The 26,811-nt window shown below is 40.2% G+C and carries 26 protein-coding genes; 14 read left to right on the forward strand and 12 right to left on the reverse strand.

Going from position 1 to position 26,811, the window contains the following annotated elements; translation table 11 throughout:
- From BLR53_RS18180 to ilvA, 13 genes are all read left to right on the forward strand, one after another.
- On the forward strand, positions 1-238 hold a 238-nt coding region (locus tag BLR53_RS18180), incomplete at its 5' end, for an integrase core domain-containing protein (RefSeq protein ID WP_143007904.1).
- Positions 239-1,018: 780 nt separating this feature from the next.
- On the forward strand, positions 1,019-1,909 hold the full coding sequence (locus BLR53_RS18185) for a branched-chain amino acid transaminase (protein WP_037439741.1): 891 nt from the start codon (positions 1,019-1,021) through the stop codon (positions 1,907-1,909).
- A 12-nt stretch (positions 1,910-1,921) separates the two neighbouring features.
- Positions 1,922-3,622: a dihydroxy-acid dehydratase gene (gene ilvD, locus BLR53_RS18190; RefSeq protein WP_037439648.1), complete on the forward strand. Its 1,701-nt coding sequence runs from the start codon at positions 1,922-1,924 to the stop codon at positions 3,620-3,622.
- A 26-nt stretch (positions 3,623-3,648) separates the two neighbouring features.
- Entirely contained in the window at positions 3,649-5,385 is a 1,737-nt protein-coding gene (gene ilvB, locus BLR53_RS18195) for a biosynthetic-type acetolactate synthase large subunit (RefSeq protein ID WP_074591687.1), read from the forward strand.
- Positions 5,386-5,393: 8 nt separating this feature from the next.
- Positions 5,394-5,996: an acetolactate synthase small subunit gene (gene ilvN / locus BLR53_RS18200; RefSeq protein ID WP_037439650.1), complete on the forward strand. Its 603-nt coding sequence runs from the start codon at positions 5,394-5,396 to the stop codon at positions 5,994-5,996.
- A gap of 26 nt (positions 5,997-6,022) precedes the next feature.
- Complete coding sequence (locus BLR53_RS18205; RefSeq protein ID WP_176763559.1) at positions 6,023-6,499, forward strand: DinB family protein; 477 nt, start codon at positions 6,023-6,025, stop codon at positions 6,497-6,499.
- 34 nt (positions 6,500-6,533) lie between these two features.
- Complete coding sequence (gene ilvC / locus BLR53_RS18210) at positions 6,534-8,015, forward strand: ketol-acid reductoisomerase (RefSeq protein ID WP_037439654.1); 1,482 nt, start codon at positions 6,534-6,536, stop codon at positions 8,013-8,015.
- A 54-nt stretch (positions 8,016-8,069) separates the two neighbouring features.
- A complete protein-coding gene (gene leuC, locus BLR53_RS18215) occupies positions 8,070-9,485 on the forward strand; it encodes a 3-isopropylmalate dehydratase large subunit (RefSeq protein WP_037439656.1) in 1,416 nt (471 codons plus the stop codon).
- 35 nt (positions 9,486-9,520) lie between these two features.
- Positions 9,521-10,105, forward strand: a complete 585-nt coding sequence (leuD, locus tag BLR53_RS18220; protein WP_074591689.1) for a 3-isopropylmalate dehydratase small subunit — start codon at positions 9,521-9,523, stop codon at positions 10,103-10,105.
- A complete protein-coding gene (locus tag BLR53_RS18225) occupies positions 10,105-11,574 on the forward strand; it encodes an ATP-binding cassette domain-containing protein (RefSeq protein WP_176763560.1) in 1,470 nt (489 codons plus the stop codon). Before leuD ends, BLR53_RS18225 begins: the two co-directional genes overlap by 1 nt.
- 78 nt (positions 11,575-11,652) lie before the next feature.
- The gene (gene leuB, locus BLR53_RS18230; protein ID WP_037439662.1) at positions 11,653-12,744 is read left to right on the forward strand and encodes a 3-isopropylmalate dehydrogenase; all 1,092 of its coding nucleotides are present in this window, start codon (positions 11,653-11,655) and stop codon (positions 12,742-12,744) included.
- Positions 12,745-12,752: 8 nt separating this feature from the next.
- The gene (locus tag BLR53_RS18235) at positions 12,753-14,261 is read left to right on the forward strand and encodes a 2-isopropylmalate synthase (protein ID WP_037439664.1); all 1,509 of its coding nucleotides are present in this window, start codon (positions 12,753-12,755) and stop codon (positions 14,259-14,261) included.
- Between the two features lies 1 nt (position 14,262).
- Positions 14,263-15,513, forward strand: coding sequence for a threonine ammonia-lyase IlvA (gene ilvA / locus BLR53_RS18240; protein WP_037439666.1), 1,251 nt, complete (start codon positions 14,263-14,265; stop codon positions 15,511-15,513).
- Between the two features lie 75 nt (positions 15,514-15,588).
- Here the strand turns inward: ilvA and BLR53_RS18245 are convergent, their stop codons facing one another.
- Positions 15,589-16,449, reverse strand: coding sequence for a cupin-like domain-containing protein (locus BLR53_RS18245; RefSeq protein ID WP_051759770.1), 861 nt, complete (start codon positions 16,447-16,449; stop codon positions 15,589-15,591).
- A gap of 308 nt (positions 16,450-16,757) precedes the next feature.
- Between BLR53_RS18245 and BLR53_RS18250 the strand changes: the two genes are divergently transcribed.
- Positions 16,758-17,174, forward strand: a complete 417-nt coding sequence (locus tag BLR53_RS18250) for a hypothetical protein (RefSeq protein WP_074591691.1) — start codon at positions 16,758-16,760, stop codon at positions 17,172-17,174.
- 32 nt (positions 17,175-17,206) lie between these two features.
- On the opposite strand, the gene BLR53_RS18255 is transcribed toward BLR53_RS18250, so the two are convergent.
- The 11 genes from BLR53_RS18255 to hemL all read right to left on the reverse strand — a co-directional run bounded on the left by BLR53_RS18255 (position 17,207) and on the right by hemL (position 26,810).
- Positions 17,207-18,199, reverse strand: coding sequence for an ABC transporter ATP-binding protein (locus tag BLR53_RS18255; RefSeq protein WP_074591715.1), 993 nt, complete (start codon positions 18,197-18,199; stop codon positions 17,207-17,209).
- A gap of 107 nt (positions 18,200-18,306) precedes the next feature.
- Entirely contained in the window at positions 18,307-19,125 is an 819-nt protein-coding gene (locus tag BLR53_RS18260) for an outer membrane beta-barrel protein (protein ID WP_037439670.1), read from the reverse strand.
- Between the two features lie 20 nt (positions 19,126-19,145).
- Positions 19,146-19,895, reverse strand: coding sequence for a hypothetical protein (locus BLR53_RS18265; protein WP_074591692.1), 750 nt, complete (start codon positions 19,893-19,895; stop codon positions 19,146-19,148).
- Positions 19,876-20,445, reverse strand: a complete 570-nt coding sequence (locus BLR53_RS18270; protein WP_074591693.1) for an RNA polymerase sigma factor — start codon at positions 20,443-20,445, stop codon at positions 19,876-19,878. Before BLR53_RS18270 ends, BLR53_RS18265 begins: the two co-directional genes overlap by 20 nt.
- Positions 20,446-20,505: 60 nt before the next feature.
- Positions 20,506-21,645 (reverse strand): hypothetical protein, encoded by a 1,140-nt coding sequence (locus BLR53_RS18275; protein WP_037439676.1) that lies wholly within the window; start codon positions 21,643-21,645, stop codon positions 20,506-20,508.
- A 30-nt stretch (positions 21,646-21,675) separates the two neighbouring features.
- Positions 21,676-22,224 (reverse strand): CopD family protein, encoded by a 549-nt coding sequence (locus BLR53_RS18280; RefSeq protein ID WP_037439678.1) that lies wholly within the window; start codon positions 22,222-22,224, stop codon positions 21,676-21,678.
- Positions 22,224-23,246, reverse strand: coding sequence for a uroporphyrinogen decarboxylase (gene hemE / locus BLR53_RS18285; protein ID WP_037439679.1), 1,023 nt, complete (start codon positions 23,244-23,246; stop codon positions 22,224-22,226). The genes BLR53_RS18280 and hemE overlap by 1 nt, the downstream gene beginning before the upstream one ends.
- A gap of 65 nt (positions 23,247-23,311) precedes the next feature.
- Positions 23,312-23,827 (reverse strand): hypothetical protein, encoded by a 516-nt coding sequence (locus tag BLR53_RS18290; RefSeq protein ID WP_037439681.1) that lies wholly within the window; start codon positions 23,825-23,827, stop codon positions 23,312-23,314.
- Complete coding sequence (locus tag BLR53_RS18295) at positions 23,827-24,534, reverse strand: response regulator transcription factor (protein ID WP_037439683.1); 708 nt, start codon at positions 24,532-24,534, stop codon at positions 23,827-23,829. Before BLR53_RS18295 ends, BLR53_RS18290 begins: the two co-directional genes overlap by 1 nt.
- A gap of 5 nt (positions 24,535-24,539) precedes the next feature.
- Positions 24,540-25,406 carry a sensor histidine kinase gene (locus BLR53_RS18300; RefSeq protein ID WP_037439685.1) on the reverse strand — a complete coding sequence of 289 codons (867 nt, stop codon included), beginning with the start codon at positions 25,404-25,406 and terminating at the stop codon, positions 24,540-24,542.
- Between the two features lie 30 nt (positions 25,407-25,436).
- On the reverse strand, positions 25,437-26,810 hold the full coding sequence (hemL, locus tag BLR53_RS18305; RefSeq protein ID WP_074591694.1) for a glutamate-1-semialdehyde 2,1-aminomutase: 1,374 nt from the start codon (positions 26,808-26,810) through the stop codon (positions 25,437-25,439).
- Between the last annotated feature and the right edge of the window lies 1 nt (position 26,811).

The following is a 26,811-nucleotide window of genomic DNA, read 5'->3' on the forward strand; positions in this document are numbered from 1 at the left end:
TGCCATTGCAGAAAGGGTAAACGGGATACTAAAATCAGAATTTGATTTGCATAGCTCAAAAGTTGGTTTTAGGGAAACTACCCAAAAGATAAGAGAAAATATCCAAACCTATAATCAATTAAGGCCCCATGCTAGTTGTGATTATCTAACTCCAGAGCAGGCACACCTGAAACACGGGCCATTGAAAAAAAGATGGAAACCTAAATGGTGCAAACCAAATGAAAAGCAACTTGTATAATTGATACAGGAATAACAAATTTGCGTGTATAGTCTATCTAAAATTAATTCAGTAAACTGTATAGCCATTTCAGGATAAGACATTCCAATCCCCTCATTCTGGTCTCGCCCTGCTCATGTTCGGGTCTTGGTCGGGTCTCCTTCTTGGTTGCCCCATTTATATAAGGGGTTGCATCAAATCTACCCCATCCTTGACCCATTTATAATGTTTTAAGCATAATTAACGAATTAAGTAAAACTGGCAAATTTACGCTTTAGTTTATTATGGCTATCGAGTAAGAGCAGCAGATAAAAACTTAAAAAAGGCGGGAAAATAGATCTGGATAAAATATAGTTTTTGAGCAAGTTCAAAAGGGATTTTAAGCATTTCAGGAAGAATTCAAGCAAAATTACAATGCTAGCATAATATGCATACCGAATACCGATATCATATTCGGTCTACCTATCGCCACTTTTTGATATGTAAAATATAATATACGCAATATTTAATACCGAATTATAGAAGTATTATTACTATATATTTTTTTTTATTTATTTTCATTCAGCTATTGACAGTATCTGAAGCATAAACTAAATTGGATTTACAAACCAACAGCAAAAGAAATACAGATGTTAAGCTTATTCATTGTCCTGCTAATTGTCATTATTATCCTGAATCTACTAGTGATTCCCAGGAAGTGTGGCGCTGCACAATGAATATTTAAAAAATAGATCAGAAAGCGCCTTCGAAAGAGGCGCTTTTTTTAATACAATCATACCGAACGAAATAAAACAAACCAAAATGCAATACTACGACGCCAACACATTCCTTTATTTAAACGGTAAGTTTGTAAAGGCCAGCGAAGCCAGCACAGATCTGTACAGTCAGTCACTTCATTATGGCTATGCCGTCTTTGAGGGAATTAAATCGTATCATACGCATAATGGTACCCGCATATTTAAGGCTAGAGAGCATTATGAGCGTCTGAAGCGCTCTGCAGAATTAATGCACATCCCTTTTCCTTACGAGGTAGATGATCTAATCAGGCAAACCTATAAATTGCTGGAGAAAAATAATTTTAAGGATGCGTATATCCGCCCGCTGGTATATTGTGGGCCGCACATGACTCTTAGTCCGGGAGCAGAAGTATCTATTCTTATCTGTGCATGGGAATGGGGCGCATATCTGGGCTGTACCTTACAAAAAGCCTGTATCTCATCTTATCAGCGCCCAAACCCTAAATCAACACATATTGAAGCTAAAGCAAGCGGACATTATATCAACTCCATCCTGGCTACAACAGAAGCTAAAGCAAAGGGTTTTGATGAAGCTATCCTGCTGGATATGAACGGCCATGTAGCTGAAGCATCCGGAGCCAATATTTTTATTGAAAAGAACGGTAAACTATATACACCTGCGTTAGGACATATCCTTCCGGGTATAACCAGAACGACAGTTATACGCCTGTGTAAAACACTGGATATTGAATGTATTGAAAAACAAATTACTGTAGATGAACTGAAAGCAGCAGACAGTGCCTTTTTTTGTGGTACAGCAGCAGAAATTGCAGGTATAGCATCTATCGATGAGACCGTTTTCCCTTCCCTGTGGACAGAAACTATCGGCGCAACTATCCAGCGTACTTATAAAGCACTAGTATTAGAAAAACAGAACTACGAAGTTATTATCTAACCTAAAAATTAAATGTCACAACAACCAGAACTCAACCGCTACAGTAAAGTATTTACCCAGGATCCGACACAACCGGGTGCTCAGGCCATGCTCTATGGTATTGGTTTAACCTCCGAAGACATGCATAAGGCACAAGTCGGGATTGCCAGTATGGGCTATGACGGAAATACCTGTAACATGCATTTGAATGACCTTGCTAAAATCGTAAAAGATGGTGTATGGAAAAACGATATGGTGGGCTTAACTTTTGGTACAATAGGTGTGAGCGATGGGATGTCAAATGGTACAGATGGTATGCGCTATTCTCTGGTATCCAGAGATGTGATTGCAGATTCTATTGAAACTATCTGTGGCGGACAATATTACGACGGGCTAATTACAATCCCTGGATGCGATAAAAACATGCCAGGTTCAATCATGGCTATGGGACGTCTGAACAGACCCTCTATCATGGTCTATGGCGGAAGTATCCATTCGGGAAATTACAAAGGTAAATCGCTTAATATCGTATCTGCTTTTGAAGCCCTGGGTGAAAAGCTTGCCGGGAATTTATCAGAAGAAGATTACCAGGGAATTATTAAACATACTTGTCCTGGTGCGGGTGCATGTGGTGGTATGTACACTGCAAATACCATGGCTTCTGCTATTGAAGCTCTTGGCATGAGCTTACCTTATAGTTCTTCCTACCCTGCTTTGAGCGACGAAAAGAAAAATGAGTGCGCAGCAGCAGGAAAAGCTATTCGTAATTTGCTTGAGAAAAACATCCTTCCTTCCGATATCATGACTGATAAAGCATTTCATAATGCTATTGTTACTGTGATGATTCTGGGTGGTTCTACCAATGCCGTTCTGCATTTAATTGCAATGGCTAAATCGGTCGGGCTATCTTTAAAACTAGATGATTTCCAACGCATCAGTGATCAGACTCCAGTACTCGCCGACCTTAAACCAAGTGGCCAGTATCTGATGGAAGATGTTCATGAAATAGGCGGTATCCCGGCTGTGCTGAAATATTTGTTAAAAGTAGGCCTGATCCATGGTGACTGCCTGACGGTAACCGGTAAAACACTAGCAGAGAATGTAGCCGACGTTCCGGAGCTGAACTTTGAAACTCAAAAGGTAATTTTTCCAGTTGAACAAGCTCTTAAATCAACCGGGCACCTCCAAATGCTGTACGGTAACCTTGCTGAAAAAGGTGCTGTTGCAAAGATAAGCGGTAAAGAAGGTGAAAAATTTGAAGGCCCTGCACGCGTTTTTCAGGGCGAGCAATCCCTTATCGCTGGTATTCAAAGCGGCAAGGTTAAACGTGGTGACGTAGTAGTTATTACTAATGTCGGTCCGAAAGGAGCTCCGGGTATGCCCGAAATGCTCAAACCCACATCAGCTATTATCGGTGCAGGCTTAGGTAAATCTGTGGCCCTGATTACCGACGGTCGTTTTTCAGGTGGAACACATGGTTTTGTCGTTGGTCATATCACTCCCGAAGCATGGGACGGTGGAAATATCGGACTGGTTCAGGACAACGATATCATCACCATTGATGCGGTAAATAATAAAATTGAATTGCATATCACCGATGAACAATTAGCGGCACGCCGTGCAGTATGGAAACAACTGCCGCCTCCGGTAAAAAGCGGTGTACTATATAAATATTTAAAACAGGTGAGTAATGCCAGTGAAGGCTGTGTTACTGATGCCTATACAGAACAATAATAAGCAAGACCCCTAAAACTAATAAAATGGATACACAAGAGGAAGCATTGGCAGTAGCTGAACCAAAAAAAACCACGCGGGTTTCAGGATCTGTTGCGTTGCTGGAAGGCTTAATTGCCGAGGGTACCGAAACTATATTCGGATATCCGGGCGGTGCAATTATGCCTATTTATGATGCGATTTATGATTACAAAGAAAAGTTAAACCATATTCTTGTCAGACATGAACAAGGTGCAACTCATGCTGCTCAAGGTTTTGCGCGCACTTCTGGTAAAGTGGGTGTTGTATTTGCAACCAGCGGACCGGGTGCAACCAACCTGGTTACGGGTCTCGCAGATGCGCAGATAGACAGCACACCACTGGTCTGTATTACAGGACAGGTATTTGCACACCTGCTGGGTACAGATGCTTTTCAGGAGACAGATGTGATCAATATAACCACACCTGTAACCAAATGGAATTACCAGGTAACAGATGCTAATGAAATTCCTGCCGCTTTAGCTAAAGCTTTTTATATAGCCAGAAGTGGCAGACCAGGACCGGTTCTGATTGATATTACTAAAAATGCACAGATTCAACTATTTGATTACGAAGGCTATGTACCTTGTAACCATATCCGCAGTTACCGTCCTAAACCTATTATCAGGAAAACATATGTCGAACAAGCTGCTGCTTTAATTAACGAAGCTAAAAAACCTTTCATCTTATTCGGTCAGGGTGTACTGCTTGGGAATGCTGAACAGGAGTTTAAAGCCTTCGTGGAGAAATCCGGAATCCCAGCTGCGTGGACTATACTTGGTGCTGGCGCGATTCCTACAGATCACCCTTTGAATGTTGGAATGCTAGGTATGCATGGCAATTATGGCCCCAATGTACAAACGAATTCATGCGATGTATTAATTGCAGTCGGGATGCGTTTTGATGATAGGGTAACCGGAAGACTGGATAAATATGCGACACAAGCCAAAGTTATTCATCTGGATATTGATCCTGCTGAAATTGACAAAAACGTCAAAGCTGATGTTCCGGTATGGGGGGACTGTAAAGAGACGCTTCCTTTACTGACCAGCCTTATTAACGAAAAAACCCATGATAGCTGGCTCGCAGAATTCAATGCATTTGCAAAAATAGAAGAAGAAGAACTGATCCGTAAAGAACTGGAACCGGCCTCAGGGGAATTAACTATGGGAGAGGTTATTAATCAGCTTAATATTCTGACTAAAGGTGAAGCGGTAATCGTAAGCGACGTCGGTCAACACCAGATGGTAGCCTGCCGGTACGGCAAACTGAACACAACCCGCTTAAGCGTAACCAGCGGTGGCCTGGGTACTATGGGATTTGGTTTACCAGCAGCAATTGGTGCAAAGATCGGTGCTCCGCACAGACAAGTTATTGCGGTAATCGGCGACGGTGGTTTCCAGATGACGTTACAGGAGCTGGGCACAATTATGCAGTTTGGTGTAAATGTTAAAATCCTGATTCTGAATAATCAGTTCCTGGGAATGGTTCGTCAATGGCAGCAGCTGTTTAATGATAAACGTTATTCGTTTGTAGATATCACCAGCCCTGATTTTGTAAAACTTGCTGAGTCTTATTATATATCCGGTCAGAAGGTAACAGCAAGGGAAACCCTTGTTCAGGCACTCGAGACGATGCTTAATCATGACGGTTCTTACCTGCTGGAAGTAATGGTAAGCAAGGAACACAACGTGTTTCCAATGGTACCACAAGGATGCAGTGTAAGTGAAATCAGACTTAAATAATAAAGAAAATGAGTAATTCAACCGAACAACAGGAATTTACCATAACGGTATATACAGAGAATCAGATCGGTATCCTGAACCGGATCGCTATTATCTTTTCAAGAAGAAAGATCAATATAGAAAGTTTGAACGTCTCTCCGTCTGAGATCGAACATATCCATCGTTTCAACATTCTGATCACTGAAACAGAAGAAGTGGTTCGAAAACTTGCACGTCAGATTGAAAAACAAGTAGAGGTATTAAAAGTATACTATAATACCAATGAAGATATTATCTGGCAAGAACTTGCACTTTATAAAGTTCCGACTGAAACTATTGTGGAAAAAGTAGTAGTAGAAAGACTTCTGCGCGAAAATGGGGCAAGAGCTGTTGTGATCCGTAAAGATTATACTGTCTTTGAGACTACTGGTCACCGTCAGGAAACAGATAAGTTGATTCAGGTTCTTCAACCTTACGGGCTAATTGAATTCGTCCGCAGTGCAAGGGTTGCCATTATCAAGGACAGTGAAGGCTTTAACAGCAAACTCAGAGAATTTGAGCGCATGGAACCAGGTCAGGAAGTGATAGAAAATGAATTCCTTGACCAACCAAAAAATGTATTTACCATGTAAACGTCTCCGGACATTTATTTAAAGCTTTGAAGAAATTGGAAAACCTATTAAAAACCATCAGACAAACCAGAAAAAACTTTATTCAGCTGATTGACAGGTCAACTGTAGAGGAGTTAAATCAGGTACCTGCCGGTTTTAATAACAATATGATCTGGAATTTCGGGCATATCATTGCAAGTCAGCAGATACTTTGCTATAAGCTTGCCGGTATTGAGCCCCGGATTGATCCTTCATACCTGTTAGCCTATCAAAAAGGTACAAAACCAGAAAGATTCATTGAAGTCCGGCAAATTGACACTTTAAAAGAATTGATGTTGAGCACTATTGACGTATTGGAACATGACCTCAAAAATGAGGTATTTGAAAGCTACAATGTGACGACGACCAGTTATGGGGTTACCTTAAACAATACAGTAGAAGCAGTGCAGTTTTTCCCGGTTCATGATGCCTTTCATTATGGTTGCGCCTCCTCAATTCAGAAAGTATTAAATAACAAACTATAACAATAAGAACCTTAAACAATAAACCAATAAAACGATGTCAAATTATTTTAACACACTACCTCTTAGAGAAAAATTAAACCAGCTTGGTGTATGCGATTTCATGGATAGTTCCGAATTTCTGGATGGCGTAAATGCACTGAAAGGAAAGAAACTAGTTATCGTAGGTTGCGGAGCACAAGGCTTAAATCAGGGTTTAAATTTAAGAGATAGCGGTTTAGATGTTTCTTATACTTTACGCAAAGAAGCGATTGAAGGCAAAAGAGATTCCTGGAAAAATGCGACAGAAAACAACTTTAATGTTGGTACATATGAAGAGCTGATTCCTAATGCAGATGTAGTGGTAAATCTAACTCCCGATAAACAACATACAGCAGTTGTCAATGCAATTATGCCTTTGATGAAACAAGGTGCTACTTTATTGTACTCACATGGTTTTAATATTGTGGAAGAAGGCATGCAGGTCCGTAAAGATATTACGGTGATCATGGTTGCTCCTAAATGTCCGGGAAGTGAAGTAAGAGCAGAATATGTCAGAGGTTTCGGAGTACCTACCCTAATCGCAGTACACCCGGAAAATGATCCTGAAGGAAAAGGTTTATTACAGGCAAAAGCATATTGCGTTGGAACTGGCGGTCACAAAGCGGGTGTATTAAGATCTTCTTTTGTAGCTGAAGTAAAATCAGATCTGATGGGCGAGCAGACAATCCTTTGCGGATTACTGCAAACTGGTTCTATCCTTTCTTTCGATAAAATGGTAGAAAAAGGAATCGAGCCTGGTTATGCTTCAAAGCTTGTTCAATATGGCGTTGAAGTAATTACTGAAGCCTTAAAACAAGGTGGTATCACTGCAATGATGGACAGATTAAGCAATATTGCCAAGCTTAAAGCTTTTGAGATTTCAGAAGAACTTAAAACGATCATGCGTCCTTTATTTGAAAAGCACCAGGACGATATCATGAGCGGAGAATTCAGCCGCATCATGATGGAGGATTGGGCTGCAGGTGATAAGAACTTACTGGCCTGGCGTGCTGCAACCGGTGAAACTGGTTTCGAGAAAACACCTGCAGGTAACGTTAAAATCGGTGAGCAGGAATATTTTGATAACTATACATTAATGGTTGCTTTCGTAAGAGCAGGAGTTGAACTTGCTTTTGAAACTATGGTCGAAGCAGGAATTAAACCTGAATCTGCTTATTATGAATCTCTGCACGAGACGCCATTAATTGCAAATACTATTGCCCGCAAAAAATTATTTGAAATGAACCGCGTGATCTCTGATACTGCTGAATACGGCTGTTATTTGTTTGACCATGCATGTAAACCTTTATTGGCAGACTTCATGACCAGAATCGATACCGACCTGGTTGGTAAGAACTTCAACGAAGGTAAAGACGGAGCTGTCGACAACAGAACTTTAATCGCAGTGAATGAAGCCATCCGTACGCATCATGTGGAAATAGTCGGTGCTGAATTAAGAAAGGCTATGACAGCAATGAAATCTATAAAAACTGCCTAATAACATAAAAACGGCCCTTGTGTTAAATCAAGGGCCATTTACAATTAATAAAAAATGTCAAAAACGTTAGTAGAAAAAATCTGGGATGCCCATGTGGTAAAAAGTGAAGTTGGATTTCCTGATATTTTATATATCGATACCCACCTGATCCATGAGGTAACCTCACCACAGGCTTTCGATGGCTTGCGTAAAAGAGGATTACCTGTTTTCCGTCCACAACAAACTGTAGCAACTGCAGATCATAATGTACCTACATTAAATCAGCTGTTGCCGATTAAAGAAGAACTGTCCCGGTATCAGGTAGATATGTTAACCAAAAACTGTGCTGAATTTGGCATTGAGCTTTACGGTTTGGGCCATCCTTTTCAGGGAATTGTACACGTTATTGGTCCCGAGCTGGGCATTACCCTACCGGGTAAAACTATGGTTTGCGGTGACAGCCATACCTCTACACACGGAGCTTTTGGTGCGATTGCATTTGGTATCGGCACTTCTCAGGTAGAGCAGGTTTTTGCCACGCAATGCCTGTTGCAGCAGAAACCAAAAACCATGAAAATTGAGGTAAATGGTGAGCTGGGTACGGGTGTGACTGCAAAAGATATTATCCTTTACATTATCTCAAAAATTTCCGCGGCCGGTGGTACGGGTTATTTTATTGAATATGCGGGTTCTACCATCGAAGCGTTGAGCATGGAATCCCGTATGACCATTTGTAATATGAGCATCGAAATGGGTGCAAGAGGCGGTTTGATTGCCCCTGACCAGATTACATTTGACTACATTAAAGGCAGGGAATTTGCACCTGCGGGAGCGCAATGGGAAGAGTCTCTTGCTTACTGGAAAACGTTATACAGTGATGCCGATGCAAAATTTGATAGCGTGCTTTCATTTAATGCAGAGGATATCACTCCTATGATTACTTATGGTACCAACCCTGGTATGGGTATGGGTATCGCAGAACATATTCCTGCGACAGCCGATCAGGTTTCTTCTGAACAAGCTTCTTTCCAGAAAGCGCTGGATTATATGGGTATTACCGGCGACACAGAACTAGTGGGTAAACCTATTGATTATGTATTTATTGGTAGCTGCACTAATTCCAGAATGGAAGACCTGCGAGAAGTCGCCGAATTTGTGAAAGGCCGACAAAAAGCTGAAAACGTCACAGTCTGGATTGTTCCTGGTTCCAAACAGATCGAGCAACAAGCAATTGCCGAAGGTCTGGACAAAATATTTGAGGCCGCAGGTTTTCAATTGCGTGAACCTGGATGTAGTGCCTGCCTGGGTATGAATGAAGATAAAATTCCGGCCGGTAAATATTGCGTCTCGACATCAAACAGAAACTTTGAAGGCAGACAGGGACCAGATTCGCGTACTTTTTTAGCCAGTCCGCTTACTGCTGCTGCTGCTGCAATTACCGGAAAGGTGACAGATGTGAGGACCTTATTAAAAGATACTGTTAACCACTAATACAAGAACGGAATATCCGATTTCTATATATACTGATGAAAAAATTCGAGAAACTAACATCGGCTATTGTGCCTTTAAACATAGAGAATATTGATACCGACCAGATTATTCCAGCTCGGTTTCTAAAAGCTACAACCCGTGAAGGTTTTGGTGAAAATTTATTCCGTGACTGGCGTTACAACGGCGACAATACGCTTAAAACTGATTTCGTGCTTAACAACCCGGAATTTAAAGGGCAGATTCTGGTTGCGGGTAAAAATTTCGGTTGCGGAAGCAGTCGTGAACATGCGGCCTGGGCAATTCAGGATGCCGGCTTTGATGTCGTGATCAGCAGTTTTTTTGCCGACATCTTTAAAGGAAATGCGTTAAATAACGGTTTATTACCGATACAAGTCAGCGATGAATTTTTGGCGAAGATTTTTACAAAAGTAGGTCAGAGCCATGGTACACAACTTACTGTTGATCTGGAAAACCAAACAGTGACTATAGCTGATACAGACGACCAGGCAGAATTTGAAATCAATGCTTATAAGAAATCATGCCTGATAAACGGTTATGATGATATCGATTTCATTCTGAACCAAAAACATTTAATAGAGGAATTTGAGCAAGCCAGATAATGTCAGAGCCTTTCGTCCATATCGCAAATCTTACCGTTAAATACCAGCAGAAACTTGTATTACAGGATCTGAATTGGGTAATTAACCGCCATGAAAACTGGTTGTTATGTGGAACAAGCGGCAGTGGAAAAACCACTTTAGCTAAAGCAATCGCCGGTTTGATCCCTGTATATAATAATGAAATCCAACTTAATTTCACTCTGGATACTCATTTACCTGCCCAGGTTTATTATGTGGCGAACTGGTATCAGTTTAAAGATCTGGAAGGAGGTGCTAACTTTTATTATCAGCAACGCTATAATAGCCAGGCCACAGCAACTACGGCAACTGTAAGAGTTGAACTGGATGAATTTGGTAAAGAAAATAATTTGGAATGGGACAAGTTGGACCATATATTATCTGCTCTCGGATATGCTAAAGTAATTGACGCTACATTAATCCAGTTATCAAGCGGAGAACACAAAAAACTGCAATTGGTTAAAGCTATATGGCTAAAGCCGCAGTTATTAATATTGGATCAGCCATATAATGGTTTGGATACACGCTCGCGCCAGAATCTAAATGCATTACTTGAAGAGATTTCGGCAGAAGGAACTCAGCTAATTATAGTAGGCAATGAAACTGAACTACCTGCGGCTATTAACCGCTTCGCTGAAATTAAGGATGGCGTACTTCAGGAAATTTCTAGCGAAAGCCGTAAGGTAAATGCAGCTGAAATACTCAGCAAGCCCGTACCTGCTTTTCTTAACCATTCTGCAGTTCCGGTATATGACGAGCATATCATCCGCATGATTGATGTAAATATCACCTATAGTGGAAAAAGAGTTTTAAAAGATATCAACTGGGAAGTTATTTCTGGCGAAAAATGGCTCTTACAAGGACATAATGGATCTGGAAAATCAACTTTGCTCAGTTTAATCTGCGGAGATCATCCACAGGCTTATGCTAATAATTTCCATCTGTTTGGCAATAAAAGAGGAAGCGGCGAAAGTATCTGGGATATTAAAAAACGTATCGGTTTAATTTCACCAGAGTTACATTGGTATTTTGATGCGTCAGCAACCGTATGGCAAACTGTTGCTTCCGGCTTCTTCGACAGCTCGGGCTTATTCTGCAATCCTGGATCTACCAAACATGCCCAGGTGGATGAGCTGACCGGTTACTTCGGACTAACTGCTTATCAAAATACATTAATGAATGTACTCCCTTTAAGTAAACAAAGACTGGCATTATTAGCCCGGACAATTATTAAGAATCCTGAAATATTAATTATGGATGAACCTTGCCAGGGTTTGGATGAGCAGCAGACACAACATTTTAACAAACTGGTAGACGAGCTGTGCGGATATGGAACAACCCTTATTTATGTGGGTCATTTTGAATCCCAGCTACCTTCCTGCCTGGAAAAAAGAATTTTATTGGAACACGGTGAAGTTAAATCCATTGAATCCATTTTACAAAGTATTTAAATATAAGGTCCTGTATCGTTTTGTTCAAAAGCAACATCCGCAAACAGGTTCCAAAATCATAAAAAACATAATACACTGATGAAGAAAAATATATTAGTGATACCAGGAGATGGTATAGGTCCTGAAGTTACTGCCTGGGGAAAAGCTGTTCTAACAGAGATTGCTGAGCTTTCAGGTCACGAATTTACATTCGATGAAGGCCTAATGGGGCACGCTGCAATTGAGGCTGAAGGGAATCCGCTGCCAGATGAAACGCTGGAAAAAGCCAGACGTAGTGATGCCATTCTGTTTGGAGCGGTAGGCCATGCCTTATATGACAACGATCCTTCCTTGAAAGTGCGTCCTGAGCAGGGTTTGCTTAAAATCAGAAAAGAACTAGGATTATATGCGAACCTCCGCCCTATCTTGTTGTTCGATGAATTACTCGAAGCTTCCAGCATTAAATCCAGTATTCTGAAAGGCACAGATATTCTATTCTTCAGAGAACTTACCGGCGATGTTTATTTCGGTGAGAAACAACGTTCAGAAGACAGAAATACCGCTTCCGACTTAATGATCTATCATAAATATGAAGTAGAACGTATTGCACATAAGGCTTTCGAAGCGGCAATGCAGCGTGGTCGTAAATTATGTTCAGTGGATAAGGCTAATGTTCTCGAAAGTTCACGTCTATGGCGGGAAACTGTTCAGGAAGTTGCGAAATCTTACCCTGAGGTGGAAACTGTACATATGTTTGTGGATAATGCAGCAATGCAGCTGATTAAAGATCCTAAACAATTTGATGTGGTATTAACAGCTAATTTATTTGGCGATATTCTGACAGATGAAGCTTCACAGATTGCAGGATCTATGGGTATGCTGGCTTCAGCGTCTGTGGGTGATGGTACTGGTTTCTTCGAACCAATTCACGGTTCTGCACATGATATCGCTGGTAAAAATATCGCTAATCCACTGGCTTCTATTCTATCTGTTGCACTGATGCTGGAAATAAGCTTCGGTCTGAAAGAGGAAGCTCAATTAATTATTTCCGCTATCGATCAGGTATTAAAAGAGGGCTACCGTACAGCTGACATTGCTGACAAAAACACATCTGCTTCTCATTTACTGGGTACTGCAGAAATGGGCGGCCTGGTCTTGAAATTCATCAAACAAAAATCTACTACTAACTAAAACACGATATGTTACACGATCCAAACAGAGTATATATATTTGACACTACCCTTCGTGACGGTGAGCAGGTTCCTGGTTGCCAGTTATCTACTCCGGAAAAGATAGAGATTGCAAAAGCACTGGAAGCTATGGGAGTAGATATTATTGAAGCGGGTTTTCCGATTTCAAGCCCCGGAGATTTTCAAAGTGTGGTCGAGCTATCCAAGGCTGTACAAGACCCGGTTATCTGTGCTTTGACCAGAGCTAATAAGGGCGATATTGATGCAGCTGTAGCAGCATTAAAGTTCGCTAAACGCCCAAGGATTCATACTGGCATCGGTTCTTCTGATATGCACATTAAATATAAATTCAACAGTACGCGCGAGAAAATTCTGGAGCGTGCAGTTGAAGCGGTTAAATATGCCAAGCAATTTGTAGAGGATATCGAATTCTTTGCCGAAGATGCTGGTCGTGCAGATAATGTGTTTCTTGCCCAAATGGTAGAGGCCGTTATTGCTGCCGGTGCAACTGTAGTTAATATTCCGGATACCAATGGTTACTGCCTGCCGGATCAGTACGGTTCCAAGATTCTTTTTCTTAAAGAGAATGTTAAAAATATTGATCAGGCTATCATCTCTGTTCACTGTCATAATGATTTAGGTCTGGCCACCGCAAATTCGCTTGCCGGCGTGATTAATGGTGCAAGACAGGTGGAATGTACGATCAATGGTATTGGCGAACGTGCGGGAAATACAGCGCTTGAAGAAGTGGTCATGGTATTAAAAACGCACCATGCACTTAATTTGCATACCAATATTAACGCTAAACATTTCCACGACATCAGTTCTAAAGTGAGTCGTATGATGCGCATGCCGGTTCAGCCTAATAAAGCTATCATCGGACAAAATGCTTTTGCACATAGCTCTGGTATTCATCAGGACGGTTTCCTGAAACACCGCGAAAACTATGAAATTATAAACCCAGAGGATGTTGGTATCAATGAAGCCGATATCATTCTGACCGCCAGAAGCGGAAGACATGCGCTGAAGCACCACCTGGAAAGATTAGGTTACACTATAGAAAAAATCAACCTGGACCAGGTATATGAGAACTTCCTGATTCTTGCTGATGCGAAAAAGGAGATTTCTGACGACGATTTGCTAACGCTGATGAGTGATGGCGAAGAGTCTACCTACAAAAATGGATATAAACTTAATGGTTTAAGTGTAAGCTGCGGGGACCAGCAACAACCAACTGCCTCTGTTCAATTAGAATATGAAGGTCAGGTTCATACAGCGGAAGCGGAAGGTAATGGTCCGGTAAATGCGACTATTAAGGCTATTGAAAAGATTATAGGTAAAAATATACAGCTTAAAGAATTCACTATTCAGGCAATGCATGGTGGAAGTGATGATACAAGCAAGGTAAATATGCGGGTATCTTATGCTGATAAATCTTATCTGGGTTATGGTTTCAGTACAGATATCGTGAAAGCCTCGGCCGACGCTTATTTAGATGCACTGAATAAATTTTTATAAAATGATGCAGGAAAAAGAAATAGAACTGGACTTTAAAGCAGCGGCTGAAAGACTTTCCAATACGGTTAAACGTACTCCGCTGGAATATAATGAGAGCTTATCCCTTAAATATAATGCAGAGATTTATCTGAAAAGAGAGGATTTGCAAATAGTCAGGTCTTATAAACTGCGCGGTGCCTACAATATGATCAGCACACTTTCCCAGGAAGAAATGAAACGGGGAGTGGTTTGTGCAAGTGCAGGTAATCATGCGCAGGGTGTGGCTTATTCCTGTAAAAAATTAAATATCAAAGGTGTCATTTTCATGCCGGAAATTACACCGAGGCAAAAAATACAGCAAACAGAAATGTTTGGTGGCAGCAATATCGAAATAATTCTTGTTGGAGATACTTTCGATGATTGTATGAAAGAAGCACTAATCTACACTGCTGCGCATCAAATGGTTTTTGTCCCTCCTTTTGATAATATCAAAGTTATTGAGGGACAAGGAACGGTCGGCCTTGAAGTTTACGAAGATCTGCCGGATGCTGAGGTAATCATTATGCCTATAGGCGGTGGTGGCCTTGCTTCTGGTGTAGGAAGTTTCTTCCGAAACATCAATCCTGACATCCGTTTAGTCGGTGTAGAGCCAGAAGGCGCTCCTTCCATGAATCAGGCTTTAACAAATGGTTGTCCCGTTACCCTGGACTATATTGATCGCTTTGTTGACGGCGCCGCTGTGAAGCGTGTCGGCAATCTGACTTTTGAATATTGCAGCGAATTATTAAATGATATGCTGTTAATTCCTGAAGGGAAAATCTGCACGACTATTCTTAAATTATATAATGAGGATGCGATCGTCGTTGAACCTGCCGGGGCTTTGGCCGTAGCCTCTCTGGATCAGCTAAAAGACTCAATTGCAGGTAAAAAAGTAGTTTGTATTGTTAGTGGTGGTAATAATGATATAGAAAGAATGCAGGAGATTAAGGAAAAATCTCTTTTATTCGAAGGCCTCAAACATTATTTTATAGTCCGCTTTCCGCAGCGTCCGGGAGCATTGAAGTCATTTGTGAATAATGTGCTTGGCCCGCATGACGATATCACCCGTTTCGAATTTATTAAAAAGACGAACCGCGAGAACGGACCTGCTCTGGTTGGCATCGAACTGCAACAGCCTTCTGATTATGACGCGCTGAAACAAAGGATGGCCGACTTTAAATTTGAGGTGCTGGATCTGAACAAAGATCAGATGTTGTTTGAATATCTGGTCTAGAAGACCTATTCATAAAAAATGGGCAATCCTAGTGGGTTGCCCATTTTTTTATTCAGAATTGTTGATTTTAAATTCTCAGACCCGACTAAAGGTATCCTTAATTCTACAACCGGCGCCGGCTGCAAGTGCATATAAATATGCTGCCGCAGCTTTTGACTGGCTGGCTTCTTTCTTGAAATTCCAGACGTCTGCCATGAACAGTGGAAAATTTTTATGATTCAACTGATCAAAAGCAACAGATATAGTTGGATTTACGGAGTATGCAGTATGCCAGATTCCAAAAGGGATATACAGCGTTTCCCCTGCGCTTACTTTAAACCGGACAGGTGTTGCATTCCTGAATTCAGGATGTGCAATATAATCGGGTTCAAATACATTAACCGGCGATCTCCACTCGTTTTTATCTGATACATAGAGAAACTTTTCCTGACCCCTTGGAAATACAGTAAATTCCTTTTCTCCATATAACTGATTGATCCAGGCACTTAAATGATAGTAGTCTTTATGTACATAGGGAAACTTACCTCCAGGCCCACCGACAAACAATTCCACTATACCTCCCCAGTGTCCGCGCTGAAAAGGTTTTTCTTGTAACCAGTTTGGCTTGGCATAGTCAAGACTAAGCGGTGTCAATAGTTCAAGCAGTTCGGGTATCGTCTTTTTAATATCAAAAGTCAGTGGATACGGAGCTGGATTTTCCACACTGCTGTTTTCTACCAGATCCATTACTTCCGAAATTCGATATGGTTTGCCGGAAGTAGTATTGATAACGTCACTTTCGCGGTCAGGGTAATTAGTCCGGAACCAATCTGGAGTGAATAGTTTTTTTGCTTTCCATGCTTCAGTTGCATTGGTAAAGATTACAGGAATACCAGGGTTATGATGTTCTTCCATAAATTCCTGGTAAGTAATGGATCCTTTTCGTTGAATTTCCATAAGAGCTTAATTTTCAGATATATAAATATCATACAAATTGGATGATATTATAAATAATATTTATATTTATCTAAAATCAGCGTATATTTTTCTTCTGAAAGACGGAATCCCGGTAATTAAATTTGATAAATTTACGATTAGAAAAAAATATTACATAATACACTATATTCATGATTAGCGACATATATTTCGGGTATTCTGATTTATTCTTTATATTCAACTATAATTGGCGCTACTAAAATATTGACGGTTATTTATGGCCGTATATTTGTACAAGCAAACAAAAACACACAAAACAATTCTTACCTATGAAAAAAACAGTACTAATAATGCTTTTAAGCATCGTGACACTGGGAATTTCCTCCTGTAAAAAGGAAGTCTTTGTGCCGAATGATGGAATCCCGAACCAAACACTCCTAAAATACGTTGCTTCGGGTGACTGGAGAATTTCCCCGGACAATAACACTTATTCGGTGACTATTCCGGTTGGAGAAATTGACAGGGGCACTTTTGAAAATGATAATATTTCATTAATGATTTCAAGAGGTGACAATGATGTTTACGATGGAATGCCATACTCTGATGAGGCAAGCGGCGATAATTATAGCTTTGACATCACACCTGGCTCTGTTACGATTTACTATCAGAACAAATACAGTGTTCCACCAGCAAGACCTAATTTAGTGACGAGAGTCAAAATTGTTCTAACTACATCGTCACTATAATATTTTACAAATATAATAGCTGTAATAGACTATCAAAACTCAAGAAAACGACCAATGTTCACCTGAACGTGGTCGTTTTTTTTATGTGTTCCACTATTCAGTTGTATCGCTCTGATCAGAACTCCATTTCTTTCCAACAGCAGTTCTTCATAAAAACCTTTATAGTATACGTCTTTAACTGCAAAGCGTTTACTGTTCCAGGCATTCTTGAGCTCTGCCCATTCAGGGTAAAAAACGATAGTCTCAGCCTTTGTATGTATACCTAAATCCAATGCTTGCTGATGGTTTAAGACTACTGCATTACCGAGTAAACGGGCAGTATAAATGTGCTCAGGATTGTTGTAAATATATTCAGGTTTCCCGATCTGTATCAATTTTCCATCCTGAATCAACAATAGCTTATCTGCCAGAAATAATCCGTCTGCCGGATCATGTGATACCATAATTACAGTAACTCCTGTCTCTGCCACTATCCTTTTAATATCTGCCCGCAATTGATTCTTCAGCAGCGCGTCTACCTGGCTGAATGGCTCATCCAGTAACAGCACCTGGGTATCTGAAACTAACGCTCTTGCGATAGCTACCCTTTGCTGTTCTCCACCGCTTAATTCTGTGATTTTCTTTTGGCTCAGGTGGCTGATGTGCAAATGTTCCATCATTGCAATCGTTTTCTCTTGCTTTGATTTAACATCTGTATTAGATAACATCGAGGCGATATTATCATAAACTTTTGCATAGATATTTAAGGAAAAATCTTGAGTAACAATTTTCATTTCCTTATGTCCGGGGATCAGCTGTTCATCAGGTCCGAGTACACGATTTCCTCGATATAATACTTCACCACTGTCAGCTTTTAATAAGCCAAACATCGTCTTTAACAAAGTCGACTTACCGCTCCCGCTTTCGCCTATAATAGCTACGATCTGTCCGCTGACAATATCAAAGCTGATATCATTTATTCCCGAAGCCTGACTTGTTTGATATTGCTTGGTTAAAGCTCTTACACTGATTATATTTTCATCCACATAGCAAAGATACATTTCATCGTGAATATTGCAGAGAAAAGCTTCCTGTTAACGAAAAAGCCCTGTTTGCATATGCAAACAGGGCCATGATTTTATTTGTGTATCTCTTAATTCAAACCGAAGGTAATACCAAATGACATGTTTTTAACCCCTTTTTGTGCATCCGTGTCAAACATATCATTGAAATAGTATTTGGTAAACAAACCTATACCACCGTAACCAATACGCGCTGTTCCACCAACTCTGACAGGTTGAAAATGATAGTCATCTTTAAACTTCTGCTTACCTCTTTCATCACTGATCTGCTTAACTTTTCCATTCAGCAGGAAACTAACCTCTGGTCCAAGGACTAAGTAGAAACGTTTTCCTTTGTTATTTTCCTTAGATCTAAATTCAAAATTCAAGGGAATATGTACATAGCTGTTAGAAAGGCGGTTTTTGCTGAAATGGACGTCGTCATCTATCGCAACCAGCTCCGGCATATTTTGCTGAATAGTTACGTCATTTTTCAAGCGAATCATTGTCCAGTCAAAACCACCAGCCACATAGACTTTAAAGTTGGGATTAAACCTGTAACCAAAATAAAGTACATCAAATGATATTGTACTAGTCTTAGCCCCTTTATAAGAAAGGAAGTCATTCTTTGGAGAAACAGAAAAGCTACCATTATCAATTATCCTGCTAAAGCCGATATCAAGTCTGGTAAATGTTACTCCTCCCAGAAATCTCCCTTTATGTGCTTTAACAACTTTAGTGCTGTCCTGATCAACATTTGTCTGATCATTTGAATCGCCGAAAGATAGATTTATGTTATATTTCTTGTTTTTTGAAAAGGTAAGACTGTTTTCATCCTGTGCTAATAACTGCCCTGAAGATAATGCCGTAAGGCTACTTAACACCAGCAGATTCATTAAAAATCTCTTCATATTTTTTTATTATTTGTGCGTTACTTTTGTTTTTTCTGATTTAATTTGAGCATTCCGATATTGATTGCGATTAAAGATGAATTGTCATCATCAGTTTTAAATTTCAAAATCTTCTCCGCTCTTTTATCCACTTTATCCACTACATAATTAACAAGATCACCAACATTACGAATCCCTCGCTGCTGGTCTGCATCTTCTACCCCACTATCTGTTTCCAAAGAAATCTCGTTCGACGCCTGTAAAAATGCTAATTTATCAGGTTTATATAATGTTTTGTTATCTACATGACGAGCAATGTCTGAAGAAGGTTGCAATGAACTTAGCATTATTTCTTCTTTCATCGGAATAACCGGTTGCGCTTCGATATCGTTCTTCTCAGATTCAACCTTTCCTACTTCGACCGTTGGAGCCAAACTAATGCGTCCGCGTACAGGCAAATCAGGGTTATTACTATCAACACGCTCTGTAATTACCTTTTCCTTATTTTCGACTACAGTACTCCGCTCTTGCCTGGTAGAAGTATTTAAGGCTAGCCTCTCTTTACTTATCACCTGGTGACTGGCATAATAACTCATATATGCACCTAGAGATGACAGCAACAAAACAGATGCAGCCACTAACCACCGGCGCCTGTACAAGGCTCCTCTTTTTTTCTGAAGATGAAGTACATGTTCCAGATCGGACCAACTGCTTGCAGGTAACTCAATTTCTGAATTTTCAAATTGATCCCTGAGTCGTTGATCGAATTCTTTATCCTGTATATGTTGCATAATCAATACCCTCCATTTTAATTATTTCCTGCTTCAAAACTGCCCTTGCTCTTGATAACTGAGATTTACTGGCGCCAGCAGAAATACCTAAACTATCTGCAATTTCCTGGTGAGAAAAACCTTCCATTACATACATATTAAATACTACCCTTGTCCCATCTGATAACCCCTGAATGAGTTTAAGTAACACTTGCATACCCATTCTGCTAAAATCAAAATCGGCAGCAATCTGCTCTTCGTTTTCAGTAATCGGAACGATATTCATCATACGAAGATTCCTCCGGTAACTTTCAATTGCAGTATTTACCATTATTCTTCTTATCCAACCTTCTAACGAACCGGCACTACGGAATTCCGAGATTTTCCCAAATACTTTAATATACCCTAGCTGGAGTATATCTTCGGCCTCCATCCTGTCACGGGCGTATCGCACGCAAACAACCATCATCTTGGGCGCAGTTTGTTTATATAACAACTCCTGCGCCTTTCGGTCTCCGGCTCTACATCCTTCCAGTAAATTGTCTAGGTTTAGCTTTGGCGTCAATTTCATTTGTTCAGTTAAAGATAAGATGAACAAACTGTACAAAAGGTTGCAACCAAATAAGAATATTTATTTTTTCACTTTGAACAGCCTGAAATTCTCTTTATAGGTCAGGAAAAATGAATGTTGAAATTGCAGGGATTCTTTTCTCGAAGTACCGAGGTCAATATGCGGCTCAAGTCTGACATCGAGATATAGATTTGGAATAAGCTCCTTTTGATAGGCATAACGCAATAAGAAAATACTCCTGCTGCTTTCCTTATAACCAAATTCATAGAGGTTAGATGAAACCGACTCGTATAAAGGCATTCCTTTAATGGTCATAAAGTTATTACCCTTCCAGTAAGAAGCTGCCAGGCTCCCGTATTTTGACTCCACTCCGGCATTTAACCATAAGCCGAACCCTCCTTGAAAAGCTTGTTGTTTAGTTGGCGAGAAATCTTTGTATCCCACGATATAGTTAGATGTATAAATAGAGCTAACGGGTCCGTAAGTCGCTTTCGAGACTTTAAAACCGGTGGCTCCATTAAATAGCGTCTGCAAAGGAATATCCTTTTCAAGATCAATCTGTCCACCTTTATGGTAGGCAATAAACTGAGCCGGTATACTTAAATTCCAACCATTCTTTTTATATAGAGAAACCTCTGTGGTCAGTCCTCCTATAATTTGTTCCTTCACAGGTGACGCCCGGTAAATCATTTTTTGCCATGCAATCCACGCATCCAGTTTAAACTTATCTTTTTCGATCAATAACTGTGTCCCATATTGAATAGGATCAGTTATCTGTCTTTCAAAATCCCATAAAGGTTCAATATAACCATGGTGTATTCCGCCCTCAAGCGAACCGAAATTTAAAGTTAGATCCTTCTTATGATATTTTAAAGCAAACAGTAATTTAGAATCATATAAGCCCCGGTCATTACCAAAGTCCTTGCGCATATACGCACCCATAACAATAGCAAGGTTCGGATGTGCGTAATAAACAAGTTCAGGCTGCAACTGCGTACCATACAAGGTATATCCATCGTGAAAAGGATTAGAGTACTCGTAATTCCTTACGTAATTGAAATTATAAAAATTCAAATGGACTTCACCTGTTGCTGTACTATCAGGTCTGATACGGTTTTCAATTGCTGTTGAATTAAATTGCGCATAACTGCTGCCTGCAATGCTTAAGAGGAGGAAAAGACTGAGTAGAAGTGATCTCATGGGAAAGGAATAAATGGAGAGCGGTAATCCTTATTGATTATTTTTTTGTCTGTAGTTTTTATACAATTTTACGGCTGTCATGATTACTACAGAAAATATAATCAACCCTATAAGGCCATAAAACCAGTCAACCGCGCTTTTTAATACGACAGTAAAAACAATAGCGACTAATAATACTGTAGCCAGCTCATTCCACAAACGTAATTTAAAAGAGGTTAATTTGAATATGCCAGATCTCAGCTGCTTCATAATCTGCTGACATCTGAAGTGATATAACAGCAGCAGAAAAACAAAGCCGAGCTTAACAGGAAGCCAGGACGTCAAAAGTAAGCCTGGTCTGATTGAAATCATGGCTATTCCGGCCAGGACCGCTAAGATCATGGCCGGAGTAGTGATAATATTCCATAATTTCTTCTCTATTTTTATAAATTCCTGCTGAAGGATATTTTTTTCCATCTCAGGTCTGTCATTTGCTTCAGTATGATAAATGAAAAGGCGGACTATATAAAACAGGCCTGCCATCCAGCTTACCACAAAGATAATATGGACAGATAGAATATATAAATAGTATTGGTCCATTAATAACGGAATTCTTTGATCAGATCGACTGCATATTTCACATTGTCAAAAGGAATATCAGGCATAATACCATGTCCCAGGTTAAAAATAAAACCTTTCTCTCCACGCATTCTTTCAAACAGCTGATGAATAGTCTTCTTGATCACAGCTTTATCTGCGTAAAGAATATGTGGATCCATGTTACCCTGAACGGCAATTCCCGAAGGTAATATATTTTTAATATTAAGTAAGTCGGCATTCCAATCTACAGAAATCACATCTGGTTTAGCTTCCGCCATCATTGGAGCGAAAACGGAACTACCTTTACAGAATGAGATTACCGGAATATCTTTACGGTTCAGATTAGAAATGATCTCCTGGATGTAACGGTGTGAGAACTCTGCATAGTCATTCCAGGATAGCGCAAGTGCCCAGCTATCAAAAATCTGGATAGCATTAACGCCGGCAGCAATCTGCAGGTTTAAATAATCAGCCGTTACCTTGGCAATTTTTGCCAGCAGACGATGTGCAACTTCCGGATGGTTATGAATAAATAATTTGGTGAGTTTAAAATCTTTAGATGAACCTCCCTCAACGAGGTAACTCATTACCGTAAACGGTGCACCGGCAAAACCGATTAAAGGAATACTACCATTAAGACGCTGCTGAATAACTTTAATAGCATCAGCTACATACTGCAGTTCATCCAGACAATCTACATTTAGATTTTCTACATCCTGCATATTTCTGACCGGATTAGCAAACCTTGGGCCTACGCCTTGAGTAAAGCTTAAATCTCCGCCCATTGCTTCACCAGTAACCAATATGTCGCAAAATAAAATAGCGGCATCAATACCTAGTAAGTCAACAGGCAGCATAGTCACATCTGCAGCGATTTCAGGTGTCTTGCACATTTCCAGGAATGAATACTTGTTTTTGATCTCCCAGTATTCAGGCATAAAACGACCAGCCTGGCGCATCATCCATACCGGTGGACGTTCTGTTTGTCTGGACCATGCCGCATCTAAAAATAAAGTGTTCATCTGATAGTAATTTGTTGATTTACGTTTTGAATTGACCTGCGTACATGGCAGGCCTTATATTTACATTATAAGTTATTTGCTTCTTTGAGGAGTTTCTGTACGATCTCTTTCGCTCTTTCTGTATTTGCCAGTTCACCGGCTTTCTCTGCGTAGGCCAACGTCCTGACTTTATCCTTTTTGCGCAATGCAAGATTAGCTAGATGGATGAGCACAAAAGACTTATCGGTTTTCGTGCCAAGCGGAAAACGGCTGGCAATCTGAAAATGCATTTCCGCCGATTCATAATCACCATTTTTCAAGGCAATATTAGCCATCATGAATTCATAGTAGCCTCTTCTATTTTTCGAAAGACGATCTGGATCAGGCACTTCAGCCAATAAAATCGAGGCGCGTGTATAATCGCCATTTTTGAAATTTTTGGAGGCCATCAATATTGAACTGCTTTTAAAATGACTCCAGATTATGAACAACAACATCAGCCCTGCCAGTGCAGCCAGCTGATGTTGTTCGTAATAGAGGCTTATGCCTGCGGCAATTGCAAAAACTGCCATCAGAATATATCTGCCGGTAGCGTTAAACATTAGCTATGAATATCCGTGAATTTATAGCCTACACCACGTATAGAGTGAAAATAGACCGGGTTTTTCTGATCAGGTTCAAAATATTTACGGAAAGTCAATATAAAATTATCAATTGTCCTTGTAGAAGGATATACATCGTAATTCCAAACCGTTTCCAGAATTTGCTCGCGGGAAACTGCTTCGTTCTTACGTTCAATTAATAGTTTTAATAACATAGTTTCCTTCTTAGTTAAAGGAACAATAACACCGTCGTCCTGCTTTAACTCAAATGAGTTGAAATAGATAGTCTTATCACCAATTTTATAAGAATTCAGTTCTTTCAGGTCATCAGATTTCATACTGCGTTTCACCAAAATACCCACACGTAGAATTAACTCCTCCAGGTTAAACGGCTTAACCAGATAATCATCCGCGCCTTTTTTAAGGCCCATTACACGGTCTTCACTAGTGTTTTTAGCTGTTAAAAATAGGATGGGCACTTCAGTATTTTCCAATCTGATCGTTTCACATACCTGGAAACCATCCATCTCAGGAAGCATCACATCCAGAATAATCAGGTTGAAACGTTCTTCCTTAAATATTTTAAGGGCAGTTTTCCCGTCTTTTACGGCATGAACTTTATACCCTTCCAGCTCAAGGTTTAATTTGATAGCGTCTAATAAGTGGTCTTCATCTTCGACCAATAAGATTCTTAATTTCTGTTGCATAACAATCAACTAAATGTAATTTCAAAAATTGTACCCTGTGGTACATTGTCTTTAACGCTAATGTCGGCATCATGCCGCTGTAGTACTTCCTTAACTATAAACAAGCCAAGTCCAGTTCCTTTTGCTTTCCGTGTATGTTCTTGACCTACCCTGTAAAACTTATCAAATATGAGCATTTTTTCGCCATCCGGGATACCCGGGCCTTTATCACCTACACTAAGAAAAGCATGTCCGTCCTGCATTTTAAGTTCCACAGTGATTTCAGCACATTCTCCAGAGTATTTAACGGCATTTTCAACCAAATTATTGACTACTGATGACAGTGCAAACGGGTCTCCCGTAATAATAATCTTAGGCTCAATAAAAGGCGTAATCACCTGTTCACAACCACAAGAATGGATCTGAAGCCTATCAGTGATTTTAGTGACCAGTTCAGATAAATCAAACTCCTCTGCAGGGAAAGAATAAGACCTGTTTTCAATTTTAGTAGCCAACAGCATATTTTCTACCAGGTCATCCAACCTTTCTATATCCTTTAGCGAATTGTTCAGTAATGAAGTCTGACGAGCTTTATCCAGGTCACGTTTCACGATAGTCTGAAGTGATAACTTAATTGCCGCTAAAGGAGACTTTAACTCATGAGTAACAGATAACAGGAAATTTTGTTGTTGTTCCCGGAGTTTATCTTCCTTTTTAATGGATTTGTGAAGGAAATAAGCGCCAACACCCAGCATAAAAAGAAACACGGATCCCTCCCCCATAACCATAGCCATGCGCGAGGGCTGAAGTTTTACAACCAGAGTTCCCCACGAGATCAGCTGAACCAGTGAGTAGAGCAGCAGAAAGTAAAATATGATAATTGATTTCTTCAATTGATATAATCCTCTTTAAAGATAGTTAAATTATTTATTTCTGAACACAATATCCAAAGCTTCCAAAATGGCACGTTTCGCCTTTTCAAGTTCTATTTTAGTATGTGCCGCAGATACAAACCCAACCTCATAACCAGATGGCCCCAGATAAATACCACGGTTTAAAAGTTCACGATGCATAATTTTGAATTTCTCCATACTTGCAGGATCAATGTCCTCGGCGCAACGGATAGATTCTTTATCTGTGAAAGCAAACCAAAAAATAGAGCCAACATAGAATACCTTAAATTTATAGTTTCTGGTTGTTGCGAAACGCTGGATACTTTCCGCGAACTCAGCAGCTTTATTATTAAGTTCCTTATAAAACCCGGAACGTAACAGCTCTGTAAGCTGCGCTATCCCTGCCGCCATTGCAACGGGATTACCGGATAATGTACCTGCCTGATAAACACCTCCGTCAGGGGATATATGTCCCATTATTTCAGCAGATGCTCCGTACATACCCACAGGAAGACCTCCACCGAGTATCTTTCCATAAGTTACGATATCCGGTTTTATGCCGTAATAACCTGCAGCGCCCTCAAATCCGATCCGGAAACCTGTAATTACCTCGTCAAAAATTAATAGCGTGCCATTCTCATTACAGATCTGCTGAAGAAATTCTACATAAGATTTTTCCTGCATCAGCAAACCATTATTTGCCGGAATACCTTCAATAATAACAGCTGCAAGCTGATCTTTAAACTGAGTAAAAGCTTGCTTAATAGCCTCAATATCATTCAAAGGAATAACAATAGTCTCCTCAGCAAATGACTTAGGAACACCCAGTGAAGACGTTTCGCCGAAAGTAACTAACCCAGAACCAGCCTTAACTAATAGAGAGTCACTATGCCCATGATAACAACCTTCAAATTTAAGTATTTTATCTCTCTTGGTATATCCTCTGGCCAGTCGGATTGCAGACATAACAGCCTCAGTACCAGAGCTTGTAAAGCGGATTTTTTCTACAAATTTGTTGTTTTTTATAATAAGTTCAGCTAATTCGTTTTCCAGAGCTGTGGGTGCACCGAAACTCATACCATTCTGCATAGTTTCAATAACCTTCTCTCTCACCTTTGGTGGGTTATGCCCCAGAATAAGCGGTCCCCAGCTCGCACAAAAATCAATAAACTGGTTTCCATCAGCATCCCACACAAAGCATCCATCGCCCTTTTGAATAAAAAGCGGAGTACCATAAACAGATTTGAATGCTCTTACCGGAGAATTAACCCCACCTGGAAAATACGTTTTTGCTTTTTCATAAAGCTCCGCCGATTTTTCCCTTGAGATATCAGGTTTACTACCCGGAGAAACCGGCATTTCGCCCTCGTTTCCAGAAAATATTTTTTTTAATGATTCTAACATA

It is taken from the genome of Pedobacter antarcticus (assembly GCF_900103515.1).
Taxonomy (GTDB): Bacteria; Bacteroidota; Bacteroidia; order Sphingobacteriales; family Sphingobacteriaceae; genus Pedobacter; species Pedobacter antarcticus.